The sequence below is a fragment of the Pseudomonas sp. 300 genome (assembly GCF_055803035.1).
Genome location: NZ_JAVLRV010000001.1, coordinates 422,245 through 440,231, shown reverse-complemented (window position 1 = coordinate 440,231; position 17,987 = coordinate 422,245). Strand labels below are relative to the sequence as shown.

Genomic DNA, 17,987 nt, shown 5'->3' with positions numbered 1-17,987 from the left:
AGCCATGACCCAATGCTTCAAAGAACACCCCAGCGATAATCAGCGCCTGAACCACAACAGCACGCCCGTTGCTGACTGTGAATGCAAAGAACAACTGCTTTACGGCGTCAAGACCATGGTGACCAAGGTCCCCATCCTCACGTGCGAATGCCTTTGGCGCATCTACCAACGCCAAGCCGAAGACATCGTTGCCCCTGGCGGCGTGCTGATTGCTGATCCGGTGGAACGCAACCGAGTGATCAACGCAGCCTATGCCCGGCTGTGGTTGCATGATTCGCGGTTTCAGTGGGCCGGGCTTGCTGCATTTGCTTCCAAGCAGGTTGGCTGCGGACTGCTGCATGCGGCGGACAGCATTGGACGTATTGGCGCGGAACATCAATCCCGACAGCGCGTGCGAGATAGCCGTAGTGAATTCGGGTTGTTTACACCTGACAGGATGGCCGAACAGGCCGAAGCGCTGCGTGACTACAAAGAAGCCGATGCGCGTAACCCGGTTCCGTCCGTAGATCTCCGCTTCAAGGGAAATGACTTGTCGTTGGTGCAGCAACAGTTCCGGCATGTCCACGACATGATGGCACTGGGGAACACCACGCTGTTTCTGGATATTTTCCCGCTGCACGAGTTCTATGCGAAGCGAGGCTTGAAGGAGTTGAAGAAGTGCCTGGAAGTGCGAGGGAGGATTTATGGTCATCCAAAGTTTCCAGTGCTTTGGCCGGCAGGGCAGGAAACGCTTGCTTTCGGACAATTTCATCAGGAAATCATTCGTGCTTTCGAATTGATTGATGAAGGGGATACTGCCCAAAGCGTGGAGTTTCTAGCATGGCATGAGCAGCGCAATATCCTCCAGCCAGCCATTTACGAGGACCAGCAATTGGTGGCCTTGCTGCGTACCAATCATGCTGCCTACGTGACCGGTTTTCCCTCTGGCGTGGCTCAGGCTATCGAGTTGACCCTCACGAGCCAATGCCAAAGCGTTAAGGACGAACGCACCATCGGCTTTAGTTCCAACCCGCTGGCGGACTTGTCGAACATCAAGCAGCGCATGCCTTTCGTACTCCGGGCGGCGGCGAGGTTCGATGAGATGCTAAACGACAGCAACCGAGGGGCATTGGAGCAGTCGATTCGAGAAATCGCCTCCGGTGGCGAGGCATGAACTTACGCAGCTGGCGCCGAGGAGCAGGCTGGTTGCTTCTGGCTGTTTTGGCGCTGGCCGCCATACACCAACTGAGACAGCCTTTGTGGGATGAACCGGAAGTCGCCGTGGAGATAGGCGGAACGTATGAAGAGATGCGTAATCGCTCTTCCGCCTCTTTTAGCCCGTTAATCCGTGGGCACCTGTGGCTCGGAGTTCCTATGGTGGATGCACGAATGCGATTCATCGACCCGCAGTTCGGGTTCGTCACGCCTCTGGCTCGCTTTTTCACGGTTGGATTCGACGACAACGTCATTGACGACATCCGCATGTCACCACAAATAGAACCGTTGCTGATTGATGATGCCCTCAAGGTCGTTCTCGACTTACAGGACCAATGGCGCGAAAAAGGCTGGGTGGCGAGGGGCCTGCGGAACAACCCCACCATTGCCGATACACCCGAATGGCGGGCCTGGCTTCGGAAAGGGATCCGGCATGGACGATCTTTTTGGCAGGCAGGCGAAAAGTATCAGGCAATGCTGCTACTAGGCCGTTTCAAAGATTCCAGAAATCCGGCCGAAGAACGCTATCTCATTACTCTTTCGGTGGCTAAGCCGTGGGTACCCTTCGATGAAATTGAAGCCGACTGGGAGCAGGTGTACTCGCTGTGCCTTGGCAGTCCCAAGCCATCGCCGATCCCCGAGTGTGAAGCACTCAGTGAGCAACCTTGAGTTTTCGGCGATGGCCTCCTCACAATCACCTTTCGGAACGATCAATCGAGTGCTGAGCTAGGGCGGATCAAGGTTATCCAGTACCCGGTTCACCGCCAGCTCCCCGAGCATGATCGACTGTTGAATGCCCAGCAGTGTGTTGCTTTGCGATCCTTCCAGATACCTCGCGAAATCACTCGCCATGACGTTGGCTGATGCCAGGGATTCACAGGCGTATTCGAGCAGGGTCTGGTTGTCGATGTCGGGGGCGATGAGGAATATTTTGCTTGGTTGGCGTGGGGCGTCCGGATCGACGTCCGGAGGAGTTGCTGTTGTATTCGTCATGTTTCGGCTACCTACAAAGTGGAGCCACCGAGTCGCTACTAATCAAAAGGGTGGCAGCCGTACGCAGGTTAGTAGACCGGGAAACACGAACCGGCGCGCCCGAGAGCGCCCTACGCACAGCTACCATCAAAGTGCAGGCATGAAATTACCTGACTGTTCGGCATGCAAATGCGCATCGTGTGAACACGGGCTACTAAACCCGATCACTGGAAATCAGTGATGCGAACCAAGTTACCGATGCCCCCCAAAGCGCACAAGCCGGCGGATTCTGGAGTAGTTGTAGGCATTGCCGCAAGGCGCTGTGGTCTTTCCGAGACAGTTCAGAAATGTCCTACACCCTTCACCGAGGCGCCCGCTATGGCATCGGTAGCTGCACACCTTTTTGGTGAACTTGCGGACGCTTTCGCGGGCAAGCCCGCTCCCACAGAGGTCGGTAGTCTGCTGGAGATTGTGCTAACACCGCAGAAACTGTGGGAGCGGGCTTGCCCGCGATTGACTGCGAAGCAGTCACGCTTTCTGTGGTTCGACCTTGCGCGTCAACAACTCCACAAACGCCTTGGCCATCGGCGACTTCTGATCCTTGCGCTGCACCAGCCACACCGCCGACACCGCTTCCGGGTCGAGCAGCGGCCGATAGACCACGCCATCAATCCGCATCCGCTGATAAGACGCCGGCAGCACCGACACGCCGAGCCCCGCCGCCACCAGGCCAATGATGGTCATCGCCTCCCCCGCCTCTTGCGCAAAGTGCGGGCTGAAACCGGCGTCCCGCGCCAGGCTGAGCAACTGCGCATACAGACCACTGCCATAACTGCGTGGGAAAAATACGAATGGTTCGAGCGCCAATGCCGACAGGAACAATCCCTCTTCGCTGTCCTGCACCAACGGATGCTTGGAACTGAGCACCGCCACCAGCGGCTCACGCATCAGCTCCACCACGCTGAGCGAGTCCGGCAAACCCAACGGCCGCATGATCCCGACTTCGATCGACTCATCCACCAGTGCCTCGGCCACTTGGGTGCTGCTCATTTCCCGCAGGTTCAGGTGCACCGCCGGAAAACGCTGGCGAAACGAAAAGATCGCCTGGGGGATGGTCGAGTTGAACGGTGCCGACGAGGTGAAACCGATTTTGAGTTCACCCAACTCACCGAGCTGCGCCCGCCGCGCCACATCCGCGGCTTTGTCGACCTGCGCCAGCACCAACCGCGCCTCTTCCAGAAACAATCGCCCGGCTTCACTCAGTTCCACCCGACGATTGGTTCGCTCGAACAATCGTGCGCCGACTTCCTGTTCCAGCGCTTGAATCTGTTGGCTCAGCGGCGGTTGCGAGATGCCCAGCACTTGGGCGGCGCGGCCGAAGTGCAGTTCTTCGGCGACGGCGATGAAGTAGCGCAGGTGACGCAATTCCATGAAAACCCCATTAGGTCGCAAAACCTCTTAAACAGGTCGAATAATATATTGGATTGAATCATTAGGCAGCTATATGCTTTTTTCATTGCCTGACCGGCTGCGCTGCCCCGAGGTCTGAAGTGAAAACTGCTGTCGCCGCACTCGCCCATGAAGTTCCGCCCGCCGCGCTGGACGATGCCGTCGCCGAGCTGAAGGAAATCTACATCGAAAAAGGCACGCCGATGTTCATGCGCACGGTGTTGGCGCTGTTCTCCGGCGGCTTCGCCACCTTCGCGCTGCTGTACTGCGTGCAACCGATGATGCCGCTGCTGTCACACGAGTATTCGATCAACGCGGCGCAGAGCAGCCTGATTCTGTCGGTGGCCACGGGCATGCTTGCCATCGGTCTGCTGATCACGGGGCCGATCTCCGACCGTGTAGGGCGCAAACCGGTGATGGTGGCGGCGCTGTTTGCCGCGGCGCTGTGCACCATCGCCAGTTCGATGATGCCGAGCTGGCACGGCGTACTGGTGATGCGTGCGTTGATCGGGTTGTCGTTGAGCGGCCTGGCGGCGGTCGCGATGACGTACCTGAGCGAAGAGATCCACCCACAACACATTGGCCTGGCGATGGGCCTGTACATCGGCGGCAACGCGATTGGCGGGATGTGCGGGCGCCTGATTACCGGGGTGTTGATCGACTTCGTCAGCTGGCACACGGCGATGTTGGTGATCGGCGGCCTGGCGCTGATCGCGGCAGCGGTGTTCTGGAAAATCCTCCCCGAATCGCGCAACTTCCGCGCCCGCTCGCTGCACCCGCGCAGCCTGCTCGACGGCTTCACCATGCACTTTCGCGACGCCGGCCTGCCGTTGTTGTTTCTCGAAGCCTTTGTGCTGATGGGCGCGTTCGTCACGCTGTTCAACTACATCGGTTATCGCCTGCTGGCCGAGCCGTACCACATGGACCAGGCGTTCGTCGGGCTGCTCTCGGTGGTGTACCTGTCGGGCATCTACAGCTCGGCGAAAATCGGTTCTCTGGCCGACAAGCTCGGTCGGCGCAAAGTGCTCTGGTCGACCATCGTGTTGATGCTCGCCGGCCTCGCCCTGACCATGCTCACCGCGCTGCCCGTCGTGATCATCGGCATGCTGATTTTCACCTTCGGCTTCTTCGGCGCGCACTCGGTGGCGAGTAGCTGGATCGGTCGTCGCGCCACCAAGGCCAAGGGTCAGGCATCTTCGTTGTACTTGTTCAGTTACTACGCCGGATCGAGCATTGCCGGTACGGCGGGCGGTGTGTTCTGGCACCTCGGCGGATGGAACGGGATTGGCTTGTTCATTGGTGCGCTGCTGGTGGTCGCCTTGCTGATTGCGTTGAAACTGGCCCGCTTGCCGCTGCTGCCGGGGAATGGCTCGATTACTTGAGCACCACCCGCGCCTCAAGCACCGCATCGCGCTTTTCCAACGTCAGCGATTGCAAGGCGACGTCGTCACGTTCGGCGCGGTCCAGCCATTGCAGCAACGTCTTCGCGTCGCCGCTGAGGGTCAGGCGCAATACGTCGCTGTCGGTTTCCATCTGCTGGATTTCAAGCCCCGCCGCTGTGGCGCTTTCGCTGACGCGCAGCGACAACGGCTGATGGGTGACGACGGGCGTGGAGGGTCGCGGCTGTGCTCGTTGCAGCTGCGCTGACACGGCCAGTTGCTGTTGGTACTGGCGCTCCATGGTTTGCAGGCGCTGACGCGTCGGTTGCCAGATCAGGCTGAACACGATGACAGCCAATAAAAATGCGCCCATGGCCAGCAACAGTCGTTGCTCTCGAATGGACAGCCGTTGCCAGGCAGCTTTCATGCTCGATCCTCCACTGTCAGGGTCGCCTGCACGCGGTTGCGCTCTTTACTCGCACTGTCGATTCTGAGCGGCACGCCTTGTTCTCGCCCGCGTTCGCGCAGCTGCTCCAGCTCGGCAAAGCTGTTGGCGCTCAGCTGGATTCTCCAGCCATCGCCGGCGCGAAACTCGATGCGCCGGACCTCGACATTGCTTGCGCCGATCACCTGCTCGACGAGCTTCACCAGATCGGCGACGCGCGTGCGCTGAGGCTCGGCGGTGTGCTTTTGAAGTGCGTCGAGCTGCGCTGCCAGGTCGACGATGCGGCTCTGCTCAGGGTAAAGCGTCTTGAACCGCTGCTCGTTCTGGCTGTAGAGCATACGTGTTTCACGCTCGATAAAATGGATTCGCGCGGCACTCGCGCCCCAGGTCAGCAACAGCAGCGCCAGGATCGTCAAACCGCCGCGGCGCCAGGGCAGTCGTTTGTTGCGCAGGGCGAATTCGCCTTGCAGCAGATTGATGGCCTGCGCGGGGCGGTGGGTCAGGTATTGATCGACATCGGTCGCGCCCTGACGCCCGTCGATCCATTGAATACCCGAAGGCAAGGCCGGTCTCAGCAACGTCAATCCGTCGTCCGTCAATGCCAGGCGGGCCGGTAGCCCTCCGCCGAGCAACCATCGACCGAACCACCACACACCGAGTGCCTGATCCAAGGGTAAAACATCGGCATCGACGAACACCGAGCGCACCTCGATTCCTTCTTCTGCCAGTAACGTGAGCATGGCGGTAAACCGCTGGCGGTCGATCACCATGACCGGATAACGCCCATCCTTATCGCAAGCGCCGATGCTCAGGTGCAGCTTGTCCAGCGCTTCGCTCAACTGATCCTCCACGGCAAACGCGATGGCTTGCGCGTTGGGTTGGCGCTTGGAAGGCCATGGATCACTGCGCACCCAACTGCACAATTCCATGGGCAACAGCAGGTCGACCGCCTGCCCGTTCAGCACCTGCGCCGCTTGATTCATGGGCATGGGCTGACGCTGCCGAGTCGGGGACCAGACGTAGCAAGGCCAGTCTGTCGACGGTTCGTCCAGGCCTTCGGCGGTCAGGTAAAGCCAGGTATTCATCGCGGCATCTCGTGGGCACTCGAAGGAAGAAGACGTCGTTGCAGGACGTTGAATTGGTGCGTGGCGGCGTCACGTTCGACCTCCGTGGCCAGCCGCAAACGGCGCTGTCCCTGAGTGACCTGCACGGTGATACGGAACCAGCGGCTGGCGGTGCCAAGGCCATGACTGCTCAGGCCCACACCGGAGAGCAGCGGGTCTTGCGTAAAGGCCTGGACGCTGGCCCATCCAGCCGTGGAGGCCTGACGGGCCAATGCCGCAGCCGTGGTCGCGTCCACGCCATCGAGCGTCCTCAGCACCAGCGACGGTGCGGTGTTGACGTTCAACGTTGCATGGCCGGGCAACATTGCCACCCAAGGTTCAAGTTGACGCAGCACCTGAGCGTCAACCCCCGGCAGCAGGCGCAGTTGGCTCAGCTCTCGTAAAGCCCCCACCTGATCAAGTTGCAGCGGTGCAAGATCCAGCACGTCGAGCAAGCGCGCCCAACGCTTAAGGGTGACCTGATCGATCTGCCCCTGGCTCAACAATGAGTTGAGATTGAACCGCCCGGCGAGGTCCTCGATATCAACGCGGATCTGCGCGTCTTCAAGGTCGAAGTCAGGTGTCATCCGCGCCCAGTCCTGGGTCAGGTCGACGGTTTTCGGCGAGAGCTGCGCCGCTTCCTGCAAGCGCAAAAGTGCCCAGTGTTCCCCGGCGACTGCGAGTTGGCGCATTTGAATGTGCTGCAGGGTCTGGCCGCTACTGTGCAGCGACAGGCGATGGCTGCGCAGTAAGCCGCTGGTGATCAACAGCGCCAGACTCATGACCAGCAACACGCTGATCAACGCAATGCCGCGTTGATCAGCCTTCATGGAAACGCGCCGGGCAACAGCAATACTCGACGAATCGCCTCGAAACGGCCCGTAGAGAATTGCACTTCCACCGCCAACGGCGGTTTCACGTCCCGCCCGGATGGCCAGTCGCTGCGCCAACCAGGACGTGCGTCGAACAACCGCCAGCTCAAGTCTCGAACATCGCCCAGCAGTTTTTGCCGTTGCACGAACGGCGTGCCCTCCCCCTGACTTTCACGCCACAGCGTGCCGTTATCGAGTCGATAGGTCAGCGCCTGAAGCTCGCTGCGCGGTTGATCCAAAGGGTTGCGCCAATGGCTGCGTTGCAACTGCAACACCGATTGCTGGAGCACCACCGGTTGATCGGTGACGTGCAACACATCCCGCTCGATCACCGCCACCGCCCGTTGCAGGCTTCTGAACTCACGCTCATGCTCCGTCGTCCCTCGTTGCACCCGCACCACGCCATCGAACAGCCCCCAACTGGCAAGGCCCAGCAACGCGAAAATTGCCATGGCGATGACCAGTTCCAGCAAGGTGAAACCGAGCTGCTTATTCATCACGATGAAGTATCCAGCCACTGGCGCGGTGGACGGTTTGCTCGCGCCCGGAAAGGCTGACGTGAACATCGACCTTGAGCAGCCGCGGGTCAGGCGAAGCGCTGACGTGTTGGCGCAGCAGCCAGTTGCGGCGATCCATCGGCACGACCCGTTGTAGCTGGCCGAGGGTCAATCCGGTTTGCAGGCGTAGTTCATTCAGATGGTTGTCTGCCAGCCACGCGGCGAACAGTCGCTCTTCGACCGCGCCGGTTTGCCTGACCACATATTGGCTCGCCGACAGCACGGCGGCCGCCAGCGTCGAAAAGACCGCCAGGGCCACCATGATTTCCAGCAAGGTGAAGCCCCCCATGCGCGAAACAAACGGCCGGCTAGCCATCGATCACCACCTGGCCAAGGCCATCGCTGGACAGGCTGAGCCAAGTCTTTTTGTCACTGCCAAACATCAGGGTAAAAACACTGGTTTCATCGTTGCTGAACATCAACAACTGCGGAGCGCCTTCGTCGGCGCCAAGGGTGACCCAATGACCCTCCTGTTCAAGTCGTAGCCGTACGTTTTCGGGCCATCGATAAAGAGCCGCCATCGGTTTCCAACCCTGAACATCGAGCCTCATCACCCGGTAACCCTCCACACTCAGCCGCAGGCCGAACTCCTGACCATCGAGCACTGCACGTTCACGCAACTGTTGAATAACGCCCACGATCCCGTGCGCCTCCTGCCGGGCCTGCCGCGCCGGATTCGGCCCGGCGGCAAAACTCACCATGCCCAACAGCACGCCGATCAAAACGATCACGATCATAAGTTCGAGCAAGGTGAATCCCCGACAACGCTGGCGCATGTTTCAGTCGCCCCAGTTACCGATATCGGCTGCATGCCCTTCGCCGCCCTTCACGCCATCGGAACCGAGGGAATACAAGTCATAGCTGCCGTCCACCGATTGCACTCCGGGATTGACGTACTGATAGGGCGTGTTCCACGGATCGACCGGCAAGCTTTTCAGATAACCCTGAGGGTTCCAGTTCTTCGCCGCCGGCAGGCCAGAAGGTTGTTTACTCAAGGCTTCCAGCCCCTGCTGCGTCGAGGGGTAGTTGAAGTTGTCGAGGCGATACATTTCGAGGGCGGTGGCGATGGCCTGGAGATCAATTTTGCTGGCGGTGACTTTGGCCTGATCGGGACGACTCATGAACTGCGGCACCACGATGGCCCCCAGCACACCGATGATGACCACCACCACCATGATTTCGATCAGGGTAAAACCGCGTTGAGCGCGAGGGCTGTTTTTTTGTGCAGCATTCATGGGTCAATTCACCAATTGGTTGAGGCTGAGAATCGGTAGGAGGATGGCCATGACGATCAGCAGCACCACGCCGCCCATCAGCACCAGCATGGCCGGTTCGAAAAGGCTCACGACCAATGCGATACGCGCCGCCAGGCTGCTTTCCTGTTGCTCGGCGGCCCGTACCAGCATGTGATCGAGCTCACCGGCGCGTTCGCCGCTGGCGATCATGTGCAGCATCATCGGCGGAATGTCGCCGCTCAATTCCAGACCGTGGGTCAGCGTTCCACCCTCACGGACCGAGCGCGCGACATCGGCCATGCGAGCGCGGATGGTCAGGTTGCCGATGACAGCCGCTGCGATCTCCAGCGCGTCCACCAATGGCACCGCACTTTTGCCGAGGATCGCCAGTGTGCTGGCGAACCGCGCAGCTTCCATCGCCCGCAACACCTCGCCCATGACCGGTAATTTCAACGCAAGACGGTGCCAGCGCAGGCGCCAGACCGATTGACGCAAACTCCAGCGCCAGAGGCCCAGCAACGTCGCCAGCACGCCCATCAACAGCAAAAAGTTATTGCGCAGCCCATTGCTCAGGCCGATCAGTGCCTGCGTCAGCCAGGGCAACGGCTGGCCGCTGTCGACGAAGATCTTCACCACATCGGGCACCACGAAGCCGAGCAGAAAACCAACAATCGCGACGCTGGCCACCATCAGGATCAACGGGTACACCAGGGCCATCTGAATTTTCTGCCGCGACGCCTGGCGGGCCTGGGTGTAAGCCGCCAGTTGTTCCAGCACATGACCCAAGTGACCGGAACGTTCACCGGCCGCGACGGTAGCGCGGAATAATTCGGGGAATGCCTTGGGAAACTGCGCCAACGCCGTCGACAGGGCATGACCTTCCATCACCCGACTTCTGACCACCGACAGCAGACCGGCAACCTTGCGCTTCGCACTCTGCTTCGTCACCGCTTCAAGGGCTTCCTCCAGTGGCAGCCCCGCCTGAACGAGGGTGGACAGCTGCAAGGTCAACAGCGCCAGATCCGCCGCGCTCAGACGTGCGCTACGAGGATGCGTCCCCGTGTCGCCACCTGCCCTGACCTCATTCAACTCACGCGGCCACAAGCCGCGTTCACGCATCAGTTGCCGGGCATGACGCGGGCCGTCGGCTTCCAGTCGGCCTTTGCAGCGTCGGCCTTGGGCGTCGTCAGCGCGGTAATCGAACGTCGGCACTCGCTAGTCCTCCTGCGTGACGCGCAATAATTCGTCGAGGCTGGTCGCGCCCTCCAGCACCCGCTGGCGACCGTCCTGAAACAGGCTGCGGGAGACCTTGCGCGTCTCCTCTATCAACGCCTGTTCACTTGCACCTTGATGAATCAGAGCCGAGACAGCGGGCGTCACGCTGACTAACTCGTAGATCCCGATCCGTCCGCGATAACCGTGCTGACACTGGTCACACCCCACCGCCCTGAACAGTTGCGGTGACGCTGCGGAATCGAGCCCGAGGCGCTCACTTGTGGCCTCATCGGCGCGGTATGCCGCCTTGCAATGGGGGCACAACGTGCGCAGTAGACGCTGAGCCAGAATGCCCACCAGCGACGACGCCAGCAGGTAGGCATCAACGCCCATGTCCACCAGCCGCGTCACGGCACCGACCGCACTGTTGGTGTGCAACGTCGAGAGCACCAGGTGACCGGTCAGCGATGCCTGGACGGCGATTTCCGCCGTCTCGCGATCACGGATTTCGCCGACCATCACCACGTCCGGGTCCTGCCGCAAAATCGCCCGCAAGCCACGGGCAAATGTCATGTCCACTTTCGGATTGACCGGCATCTGACCGACACCCGGCAGGTGATATTCGATGGGGTCTTCGACCGTGAGAATGTTGCGTGTCTGATCGTTCAGGCTGCTCAGCGCGGCGTACAGGCTGGTGGTTTTGCCGGAACCGGTAGGGCCGGTCACCAGAAGAATGCCGTGAGGTTTTCCGAGCAACTCGCGCAGCGCAGCGAGGGTATCGGCAGGCATGCCGAGTCGCGGCAATTCCAGGCGCCCGGCCTGCTTGTCGAGCAGGCGCAGTACCACTCGTTCGCCGTGGGCCGAAGGCAGCGTGGAAACCCGCACATCGACTTCGTGCCCGGCCAGTCGCAGGGCCATTCGACCATCCTGCGGGACCCGTTTTTCAGCAATGTCCAGGCGCGCCATGACCTTGATCCGCGACACCAGCAAGGTGGCGAGTTCACGGCGGGGCCTGAGCATTTCGCGTAATTGCCCGTCGACGCGCATGCGCACCGAGAGGTACTGCTCGAAGGTTTCCAGGTGCACGTCCGATGCGTGCTCGCGCACCGCTTCGCTGAGCAGTGCGTTGATCAGCCGGATGATCGGCGCGTCGCCCTGCTGCTCCAGCAGGTCGGCGGTTTGCGGGACTTGGTCGACCAGGCTGAGCAAGTCCAGTTCTTCGTCCAGCCCTTGGGCAACTTGCTCGGCGGCGCTCTGACCTTCGCGATAGGCGGCGGCCAGGCGGGCGGCGAACGCATCGGCGTCCAGCACCTGCATCGGCAGATCCAGAGCGCTTGCCCGTCGGGCTTCCGACAGGGCCGTGAGCGGCGTATTGGCGCGCAGGACAAGGCTTGAGCCTGGCCCGTCGTGCTCCAGCAGTAGGCCGAAACGCCGGGCGAAACCGAAGGGCAATGGTGGGTGGGTTTCGCGCAATACGCTCATGGCGATTCCGCCGCTGGCTTACGCAAATCGAACACAGGGGCGTCGGGCACAGGGTCGAACAACTGACGCGACTCGGCTGGCAACAGCAAGGAGTTGTTCCCTCGCGCGCCGGGCTTGCTCAATTCACGCAGCGCGTTGTAACGCTGCAGGCTGACGTCAGACAGGTCTTCCTTGCTGCGCACGATGGTCGGTCGCAAAAACACCATGAGGTTGCTTTTGGTCTGGGTGTCGCGAGTCCAGCGAAACAACGCACCGAGGTAGGGAATATCGCGCAACAACGGCACCCCGCTCTGCTGGGTGCGGACGCTGTCTCTGATCAGCCCGCCGATCACGATGATTTCGCCATCGTCAGCCAGGATAGTGCTCTTGAGCGCACGTTTGTTGGTGATCAGGTCCGAAGAATCGATGCCCGATACCGAAGGCGCGATGTCCGACACTTCCTGTGCGACCTCCAGACGCAGCGTCGAGCCTTCGTTGATGTACGGCTTGATCTTCAGGCTGATGCCCACGTCCTTGCGCTCGACGGTGGTAAACGGATTGTCCGCGCCGTTGCTGTTGGTGGCGTAGGAGCCGGTCTTGAACGGGACGTTCTGGCCGACGATGATTTCTGCCTCCTGATTGTCCAGGGTCAACAGGCTCGGCGTGGACAGCAGGTTGCTGCGGGTGTTGCTGGCCAGCGCCGAAATCAACGCGCCGAAGCGGTCATTGCCCAGTTGCAGGATGGCCCCTTCCGGTGCGGATTTTTTCTCGTCAAAGTTCAGCCCGCCGATGATCGGGATGTCGGTGCCGGGGAAGTTGATGAAGCCTTTGGCATCGCCCCCGCTGACGCTCCACTGAACACCCACGGCCTCGGCAATGTCCCCGGAAATCTCCACGATGGCGGCATGGATCAGCACCTGAGCCCTGGGCTGGTCCAACTGACGCACGATGTTCTCGATGGTGCGGATTTGCGCCGGCTCGGCGATCAACACCAGCGCATTCTGGCTCTCGTCGGCCTTGATCATGAAGGTGTTGCCGGATGAGTTATCCCGGGTGCCACCGACGACCGTTGCCGGCTTTCGGCCCTGCCCCATCGATTCGAGGACTTCGGCCAATTGCCTGGCATCGCTGTAACGCAGGCGAATCACCCGCGCATTGTCGAGTGTGGCGGTAGCGGGGGTATCGAGACGGCGTGCGAGGTCGATCAGGCGCTGGCGAACCGACGGTGGACCAATGAGGATCAGCCGATTGGTTCTGCTGTCGGCCAGTACCTGGATCGCCGTATCAGCGCTGCGTTTGCCCAGCGAGGACTCCATGACAGTCGCCACATCAGCAGCCTGTGCGTGCTGCATTTGCACCACGGCATGCTGGTTGTTCTGCCCGGAATCCAGTTGCCGGACCACCTGCGAGATACGGTTCACATTGGCCGTGGTATCGGTAACCACCAGCGCATTGGCCGACACCGACGGGCCGACATAACCGGCGGCCGACACCAGCGGCCGAACCAGGCCGGCGATGTCGGAAGCGCTGCTGGTATTCAGCTCGACGACCCGGGTGATGAATTGCGAAGCCGTGGCATTGTTTGCAATACCTTGGCCAGCGCGGGTTTTCGCCTCAGTGACCGGCGTAATCAGGATCCGCTCCCCCTCGTCGATCACCGTGAAGTTGTGGGCATCCAGCACCGAATAAAACAATCGGCGAACACCTTCGCGGTCGAGGGCCTGACGGGACATGACGGTGATGCGCCCGGAGACTCTGGGATCAAGCACCACCGTGGTCCCGAGAATGGTCGAGATTTCCTCGACGATGTCGCGCAGCTCGGCATTGTTCATCGCCAGTTGCCATTTTTCTTCCTCGGCCTGCGTCGCGCCCGGAAAGAGTGACAGCGCCAACGCGGCGAGAATAAGCAGCGTGCGCAACGCCTGCGCACTGATGGGACGGTTCATGGGTTGATCACTCTGACGGCCCGGAGAGCGGGCTTAGAAAAGGCGCAGAAGTCGCGGGGGCCGACACCTCGGCTTGCGGGTCGAATCGACGCAAGAGGTGCGTGGCAGACGTCTGCAGCGTCAGCACTTCTTCTCGCCCCTTGTTCCACAACACTGCCCGATTCGCCTCGACGCGGCGCAGGACGCTGCCGCCCGGCAACGGTTCGCCCACCTGATAAATCCGCGAGCCTCGAGCGTCTGCCAGCAGCGCTCTGGACAACCCTGTGGCAAGGACAAAACTGGCCTGCAGGGTCAGCGGTTCGGCACTGGGAAGCAATGGGGTTCCAGCGGTCAGGCCGAGCACCGTCGCCACCGCAGTGGTATCCAGGGGTGCACGGGACGGTGAGGTCGCCATCGTTGAAACGACGGGCACCGGGACGACACGGCTTTGGCGAAACCCCCACTCTTGCCACACCAGAAACGATCCGTACCCGACTGTCACCAGCAGCAGGCAGAGGGTGCAGAGTCGTCCGCTCACTTGGCGCTGTCACTGCGAACACGGCGGCACAAGGACATACGTCGCAGTACGCGGTGACCGCACAGCTCATGGAAAATCACCGCACCGACATGCATCGCGATCAGCAGTGCAAGCACCAGGCACGCCCCAATGTGTACCGTGGAGAACCGCGTGATAAGCGCTGGATCACTCAACGGCTGCGCAATATCGAACCACCCGAATACATCGATCGGGCGGTCCATCATCAACACACCGGTCACCAGCACGACAGCCACCATCAGGTAGATCAGCGTGTGGGCAAACAGCGCCAGTTTTTCCATGGACGACAACGTGTTCACGCTCGTCTGCCGGGCGTGAACAAAAAAAATAAACAGCCGCCAGACAAAAAACGGGATGAACAGCGTGGTCAGCGACACATTGATAAAGGCAACCCGTTCACCGACACGGGCTGGCACGTCCACATAGGCCACATAGAATCCCGACGCCAGCGTCCAGATGATCACCGCCGCCGACAACCAGTGCAGCCATACGCGTTGGGTGGAGTAACCCAAAACCGTCATTTTTCAACTCGACTTTCAACAGGAAGATGAGCCTTCAGGCAACCCGGTTCCGGATTGCCTGAAGTGTTACGAGAGACTTAGATTTTGTCCCACGCCATGTGCCAGTGCGCCCCTACACCGGGCTCAAAGCCGTTGGCCGTCGGGCTGTATTGCTTGCAGTAACCGGACTCGGGGAATGGCTTGCATTCGAAGACTTCATTGGTCTTGGGTTGCAGCACTTTGGTACCGGCGGTGTAATCGCTGATGCCTTCGGGGAATACGAAGTCATGCTCGACGCCCGCGCCTTCACCGGTCATCTGGGTGGGTTGGGTGTCCTGGCGAGTGGTGCGGCCATCCAGCGTGGTGCCGACCAGCGTCAGGGTGTGTTGGCCAGGATTACTGCGAACATCCATGGTCAGCGAGGTCGAACCGCTCTCCACCTGCTTCGCAACGGAACCGACCGGCTTGTTGTTCTCGTCGAACAAGGTCGCTTCGACGTTCATCGGGCGATTGGAGATCATGCTGAACTGGACGCTGGCCAGGCCTTTTTCCAGAACGTATTCGGCTTGCTGGGAGGCCACCGACATGCGCGCTGCAGTGTCTTCCTTCATGTCCAGTTGGACTTCGTAACGAGTTACGCCGCTTTCTTTCTGGGCGTAGAGGGTGTTGTTACCCCGGACCGGTTCGATGTTGCCGTTCTCATGACGAATACCGGCGCGGATCAGCGAGTGAGTGCTGTTGATTTTTTCTGCCAGTTTGAACGCCCAGTTATTCGGCGAGCCTTCCTCGGCCGTGTCGATGGAGATTTCGACGTCGTAATCCGGGCTGACACCGTTGGCAGAGAATGCACGGGCCTTGACCTTGTCGCCGACCAGCAATTGGGCCGATGGCGCGATGCCGCCTACCGAAGTCCAGCCACCTGGCAACGACGGTTCGCCGAGGATATTCACATCGACGGCGTTGTAGAAGGCCGCGTCGGTATCGCCGACAGTCCAGATCCCGAGGATGACGTGCTGGCCGGATTTGTCTTCAGGAATGTTGCAATTGTGCTTGGCGCCGGACACCGGCAGTTGATGCCCACCGTCGACGACGCAGAACGGCGTGCTTTCGAACGAAGCGCGCTTGAGGGACTCGTTAACGTTCCAGCCGTTGCGAGTGATGAAGTATTCATGCTTGGTCGCGGGGTGGGACTGGGTGTAGCGCCACTGGAAATCGATATTGCGGTCTTTGATTTCGGTCAATTGCCAACGGGAAGCAGACTGGGCATCCATGGCGGAGAACGATGGATGACCGCCGCTCGGAATCTTGCCGTCGATCGGCCCTTGCAAAGGAGCACCGCCAACACCGGCCGGAAAGCCTTTGAACGTTTCGCCAACACTTTGAGGTTCGTATTGCGCGGCGCCACAGTTGGTATTCACACCTTTCTGGCACAGCAGCGCGCGCGAAGGCGGCACTTCCATATAGCCATGGGCTGATACGGTTTGAGATGCCAACATTGCCGATAACAGGATCATTGAAGAGGAGCATGCGGTGAGCGCACTTCCCTTGAAGAAGGTTCTTTTCATGATTGTGTTCCAGACTACTTATCGAAAATTAAGGCGCCGTAAGGGCGCCGCTGTTCGTAATCTCGTTCGGAACTACACCGAACGAAGGTCTGAAACCTTACCGAGATGAAAGAGAATTCTATGTAGGACAAGTCACCGCTGACGTGAGGATTGATCTCTCTCTTCACTTATCTGACAAAGAAAGAAAACATTCTTACAAGGAGCAACGTATTTGCCAGGCCTGCGTTTTTTCAGACAAAAAAAAGCCTGCCCGGCGTCGGCCGAACAGGCTTGATGGAACCGGCAAGTATTACTCGTGATACTGCGCCGACAGCTCATGCACCGCGCGCAGGAATGCACCCGCATGTTCCGGATCGACTTCCGGGGTGATGCCATGGCCGAGGTTGAACACGTGGCCACTGCCCTTGCCATAACTGGCGAGGATCCGTCCGACTTCGGTGCGGATGGCTTCCGGTTTGGCGTAGAGCACGGTCGGGTCCATGTTGCCTTGCAAGGCGACTTTGCTGCCGACGCGGTCGCGGGCATTGCCGATGTCGCAGGTCCAGTCCAGGCCCAACGCGTCAGCGCCGGCGTCGGCGATGCTTTCCAGCCAGAGTCCCCCGCCCTTGGTGAACAGGATGACCGGCACCTTGCGGCCTTCGTGTTCGCGGATCAGGCCGCTGACGATCTTGCGCATGTAGGCCAGGGAGAATTCCTGGTACGCCGCCGCCGAGAGGTTGCCGCCCCAGCTATCGAAGATCTGCACCGCTTGGGCACCGGCCATGATCTGGCCGTTGAGGTAGCTGGTGACCGACTGAGCCAGCTTGTCCAGCAACAAGTGCAGGGCTTGCGGGTTGTCGTAGAGCATGGTTTTGGTCTTGCGGTAGTCTTTCGACGAGCCGCCTTCGACCATGTAGGTGGCCAGGGTCCACGGGCTGCCGGAGAAACCGATCAACGGCACACGACCATTCAGTTCGCGGCGGATGGTGCTGACCGCGTCCATCACATAGCCGAGGTCTTTGTGCGGATCAGGGATCGGCAGGGCTTCGATGTCGGCCAGGGTGCTGACGACTTTCTTGAAGCGCGGACCTTCACCGGTTTCGAAGTACAGGCCTTGGCCCATGGCGTCCGGGATGGTCAGGATGTCGGAGAAGAGGATGGCCGCGTCCAGTTGCGGGTAGCGGTCGAGCGGTTGCATCGTGACTTCGCAAGCGAACTCCGGGTTCATGCACAGGCTCATGAAATCACCGGCCTTGGCACGGCTGGCGCGGTATTCCGGCAGGTAGCGACCGGCCTGACGCATCATCCACACAGGGGTGACGTCTACGGGTTGCTTGAGCAGGGCGCGAAGGAAACGGTCGTTCTTCAGGGCAGTCATGTCGGCATCCGGAAAAAAAGTGCGGGCATTTTCTCAGAGCGCGACGCAAAAGGCACGGTTGCAGGTCAGCCTTTTGTCTATCGGGTCAATTTGTCGCAATAAACACGCAGATTTCAGCAACACCTGGAAACCAATGTGGGAGCTGGCCTGCCAGCGATGCGGCCACCTCGGTAGTCAACAGGACCGAGGTGATGCTATCGCT

The 17,987-nt window shown here is 60.2% G+C and carries 19 protein-coding genes; 3 read left to right on the top strand and 16 right to left on the bottom strand.

Annotated elements, in window-relative coordinates:
- Positions 1-4: 4 nt before the first annotated feature.
- A complete protein-coding gene (locus Q7W83_RS02050; protein WP_150632697.1) occupies positions 5-1,153 on the top strand; it encodes a DUF2515 family protein in 1,149 nt (382 codons plus the stop codon).
- Positions 1,150-1,863 (top strand): hypothetical protein, encoded by a 714-nt coding sequence (locus tag Q7W83_RS02045; RefSeq protein ID WP_150632698.1) that lies wholly within the window; start codon positions 1,150-1,152, stop codon positions 1,861-1,863. Before Q7W83_RS02050 ends, Q7W83_RS02045 begins: the two co-directional genes overlap by 4 nt.
- A gap of 57 nt (positions 1,864-1,920) precedes the next feature.
- On the opposite strand, the gene Q7W83_RS02040 is transcribed toward Q7W83_RS02045, so the two are convergent.
- Together Q7W83_RS02040 and Q7W83_RS02035 are read right to left on the bottom strand one after the other, a co-directional pair.
- Positions 1,921-2,187 carry a DUF6124 family protein gene (locus Q7W83_RS02040; protein ID WP_150632699.1) on the bottom strand — a complete coding sequence of 89 codons (267 nt, stop codon included), beginning with the start codon at positions 2,185-2,187 and terminating at the stop codon, positions 1,921-1,923.
- Positions 2,188-2,694: 507 nt separating this feature from the next.
- Positions 2,695-3,597: a LysR family transcriptional regulator gene (locus Q7W83_RS02035; RefSeq protein ID WP_150632700.1), complete on the bottom strand. Its 903-nt coding sequence runs from the start codon at positions 3,595-3,597 to the stop codon at positions 2,695-2,697.
- Between the two features lie 167 nt (positions 3,598-3,764).
- Here Q7W83_RS02035 and Q7W83_RS02030 point away from each other — a divergent pair, with 167 nt between their 5' ends.
- The gene (locus Q7W83_RS02030; RefSeq protein WP_412071041.1) at positions 3,765-4,997 is read left to right on the top strand and encodes an MFS transporter; all 1,233 of its coding nucleotides are present in this window, start codon (positions 3,765-3,767) and stop codon (positions 4,995-4,997) included.
- Here the strand turns inward: Q7W83_RS02030 and gspM are convergent.
- The 14 genes from gspM to hemE all read right to left on the bottom strand — a co-directional run bounded on the left by gspM (position 4,990) and on the right by hemE (position 17,785).
- Complete coding sequence (gene gspM / locus Q7W83_RS02025) at positions 4,990-5,421, bottom strand: type II secretion system protein GspM (protein ID WP_150632702.1); 432 nt, start codon at positions 5,419-5,421, stop codon at positions 4,990-4,992. The genes Q7W83_RS02030 and gspM overlap by 8 nt on opposite strands.
- Positions 5,418-6,524 (bottom strand): type II secretion system protein GspL, encoded by a 1,107-nt coding sequence (gene gspL, locus Q7W83_RS02020; protein WP_150632703.1) that lies wholly within the window; start codon positions 6,522-6,524, stop codon positions 5,418-5,420. Before gspL ends, gspM begins: the two co-directional genes overlap by 4 nt.
- Complete coding sequence (locus Q7W83_RS02015) at positions 6,521-7,372, bottom strand: type II secretion system protein GspK (RefSeq protein ID WP_473655612.1); 852 nt, start codon at positions 7,370-7,372, stop codon at positions 6,521-6,523. Before Q7W83_RS02015 ends, gspL begins: the two co-directional genes overlap by 4 nt.
- Positions 7,369-7,911 (bottom strand): type II secretion system protein GspJ, encoded by a 543-nt coding sequence (locus Q7W83_RS02010; protein ID WP_473655611.1) that lies wholly within the window; start codon positions 7,909-7,911, stop codon positions 7,369-7,371. The genes Q7W83_RS02015 and Q7W83_RS02010 overlap by 4 nt, the downstream gene beginning before the upstream one ends.
- A complete protein-coding gene (gene gspI / locus Q7W83_RS02005; protein ID WP_150654272.1) occupies positions 7,904-8,287 on the bottom strand; it encodes a type II secretion system minor pseudopilin GspI in 384 nt (127 codons plus the stop codon). The genes Q7W83_RS02010 and gspI overlap by 8 nt, the downstream gene beginning before the upstream one ends.
- Positions 8,280-8,747, bottom strand: coding sequence for a type II secretion system minor pseudopilin GspH (gspH, locus tag Q7W83_RS02000; protein WP_150632707.1), 468 nt, complete (start codon positions 8,745-8,747; stop codon positions 8,280-8,282). The genes gspI and gspH overlap by 8 nt, the downstream gene beginning before the upstream one ends.
- Before the next feature lie 3 nt (positions 8,748-8,750).
- Positions 8,751-9,206 carry a type II secretion system major pseudopilin GspG gene (gene gspG / locus Q7W83_RS01995; protein ID WP_150632708.1) on the bottom strand — a complete coding sequence of 152 codons (456 nt, stop codon included), beginning with the start codon at positions 9,204-9,206 and terminating at the stop codon, positions 8,751-8,753.
- 3 nt (positions 9,207-9,209) lie between these two features.
- On the bottom strand, positions 9,210-10,418 hold the full coding sequence (gene gspF / locus Q7W83_RS01990) for a type II secretion system inner membrane protein GspF (RefSeq protein ID WP_150639702.1): 1,209 nt from the start codon (positions 10,416-10,418) through the stop codon (positions 9,210-9,212).
- 3 nt (positions 10,419-10,421) lie between these two features.
- Positions 10,422-11,903, bottom strand: coding sequence for a type II secretion system ATPase GspE (gene gspE, locus Q7W83_RS01985; protein ID WP_150639703.1), 1,482 nt, complete (start codon positions 11,901-11,903; stop codon positions 10,422-10,424).
- The gene (gene gspD, locus Q7W83_RS01980; protein ID WP_473655610.1) at positions 11,900-13,828 is read right to left on the bottom strand and encodes a type II secretion system secretin GspD; all 1,929 of its coding nucleotides are present in this window, start codon (positions 13,826-13,828) and stop codon (positions 11,900-11,902) included. The genes gspE and gspD overlap by 4 nt, the downstream gene beginning before the upstream one ends.
- A 7-nt stretch (positions 13,829-13,835) precedes the next feature.
- Positions 13,836-14,345, bottom strand: coding sequence for a hypothetical protein (locus tag Q7W83_RS01975; RefSeq protein WP_473655609.1), 510 nt, complete (start codon positions 14,343-14,345; stop codon positions 13,836-13,838).
- Positions 14,342-14,884: a cytochrome b gene (locus tag Q7W83_RS01970; protein ID WP_150632713.1), complete on the bottom strand. Its 543-nt coding sequence runs from the start codon at positions 14,882-14,884 to the stop codon at positions 14,342-14,344. The genes Q7W83_RS01975 and Q7W83_RS01970 overlap by 4 nt, the downstream gene beginning before the upstream one ends.
- A gap of 77 nt (positions 14,885-14,961) precedes the next feature.
- Positions 14,962-16,428 (bottom strand): N-acetylglucosamine-binding protein GbpA, encoded by a 1,467-nt coding sequence (gene gbpA, locus Q7W83_RS01965; protein WP_473655608.1) that lies wholly within the window; start codon positions 16,426-16,428, stop codon positions 14,962-14,964.
- A 289-nt stretch (positions 16,429-16,717) separates the two neighbouring features.
- Positions 16,718-17,785 carry a uroporphyrinogen decarboxylase gene (gene hemE, locus Q7W83_RS01960; RefSeq protein WP_150632715.1) on the bottom strand — a complete coding sequence of 356 codons (1,068 nt, stop codon included), beginning with the start codon at positions 17,783-17,785 and terminating at the stop codon, positions 16,718-16,720.
- Positions 17,786-17,987: the final 202 nt, after the last annotated feature.

What these genes read in the sequence shown, in the direction of transcription:
- Q7W83_RS02050 (WP_150632697.1), top strand. Translation starts at nt 5, where the DNA reads ATGACCCAATGCTTCAAAGAACACCCCAGCGATAATCAGCGCCTGAAC.
- Q7W83_RS02045 (WP_150632698.1), top strand. Translation starts at nt 1,150, where the DNA reads ATGAACTTACGCAGCTGGCGCCGAGGAGCAGGCTGGTTGCTTCTGGCT.
- Q7W83_RS02040 (WP_150632699.1), bottom strand. Translation starts at nt 2,187, where the DNA reads ATGACGAATACAACAGCAACTCCTCCGGACGTCGATCCGGACGCCCCA.
- Q7W83_RS02035 (WP_150632700.1), bottom strand. Translation starts at nt 3,597, where the DNA reads ATGGAATTGCGTCACCTGCGCTACTTCATCGCCGTCGCCGAAGAACTG.
- gspM (WP_150632702.1), bottom strand. Translation starts at nt 5,421, where the DNA reads ATGAAAGCTGCCTGGCAACGGCTGTCCATTCGAGAGCAACGACTGTTG.
- gspL (WP_150632703.1), bottom strand. Translation starts at nt 6,524, where the DNA reads ATGAATACCTGGCTTTACCTGACCGCCGAAGGCCTGGACGAACCGTCG.
- Q7W83_RS02015 (WP_473655612.1), bottom strand. Translation starts at nt 7,372, where the DNA reads ATGAAGGCTGATCAACGCGGCATTGCGTTGATCAGCGTGTTGCTGGTC.
- Q7W83_RS02010 (WP_473655611.1), bottom strand. Translation starts at nt 7,911, where the DNA reads ATGAATAAGCAGCTCGGTTTCACCTTGCTGGAACTGGTCATCGCCATG.
- gspI (WP_150654272.1), bottom strand. Translation starts at nt 8,287, where the DNA reads ATGGCTAGCCGGCCGTTTGTTTCGCGCATGGGGGGCTTCACCTTGCTG.
- gspH (WP_150632707.1), bottom strand. Translation starts at nt 8,747, where the DNA reads ATGCGCCAGCGTTGTCGGGGATTCACCTTGCTCGAACTTATGATCGTG.
- gspG (WP_150632708.1), bottom strand. Translation starts at nt 9,206, where the DNA reads ATGAATGCTGCACAAAAAAACAGCCCTCGCGCTCAACGCGGTTTTACC.
- gspE (WP_150639703.1), bottom strand. Translation starts at nt 11,903, where the DNA reads ATGAGCGTATTGCGCGAAACCCACCCACCATTGCCCTTCGGTTTCGCC.
- gspD (WP_473655610.1), bottom strand. Translation starts at nt 13,828, where the DNA reads ATGAACCGTCCCATCAGTGCGCAGGCGTTGCGCACGCTGCTTATTCTC.
- Q7W83_RS01970 (WP_150632713.1), bottom strand. Translation starts at nt 14,884, where the DNA reads ATGACGGTTTTGGGTTACTCCACCCAACGCGTATGGCTGCACTGGTTG.
- gbpA (WP_473655608.1), bottom strand. Translation starts at nt 16,428, where the DNA reads ATGAAAAGAACCTTCTTCAAGGGAAGTGCGCTCACCGCATGCTCCTCT.
- hemE (WP_150632715.1), bottom strand. Translation starts at nt 17,785, where the DNA reads ATGACTGCCCTGAAGAACGACCGTTTCCTTCGCGCCCTGCTCAAGCAA.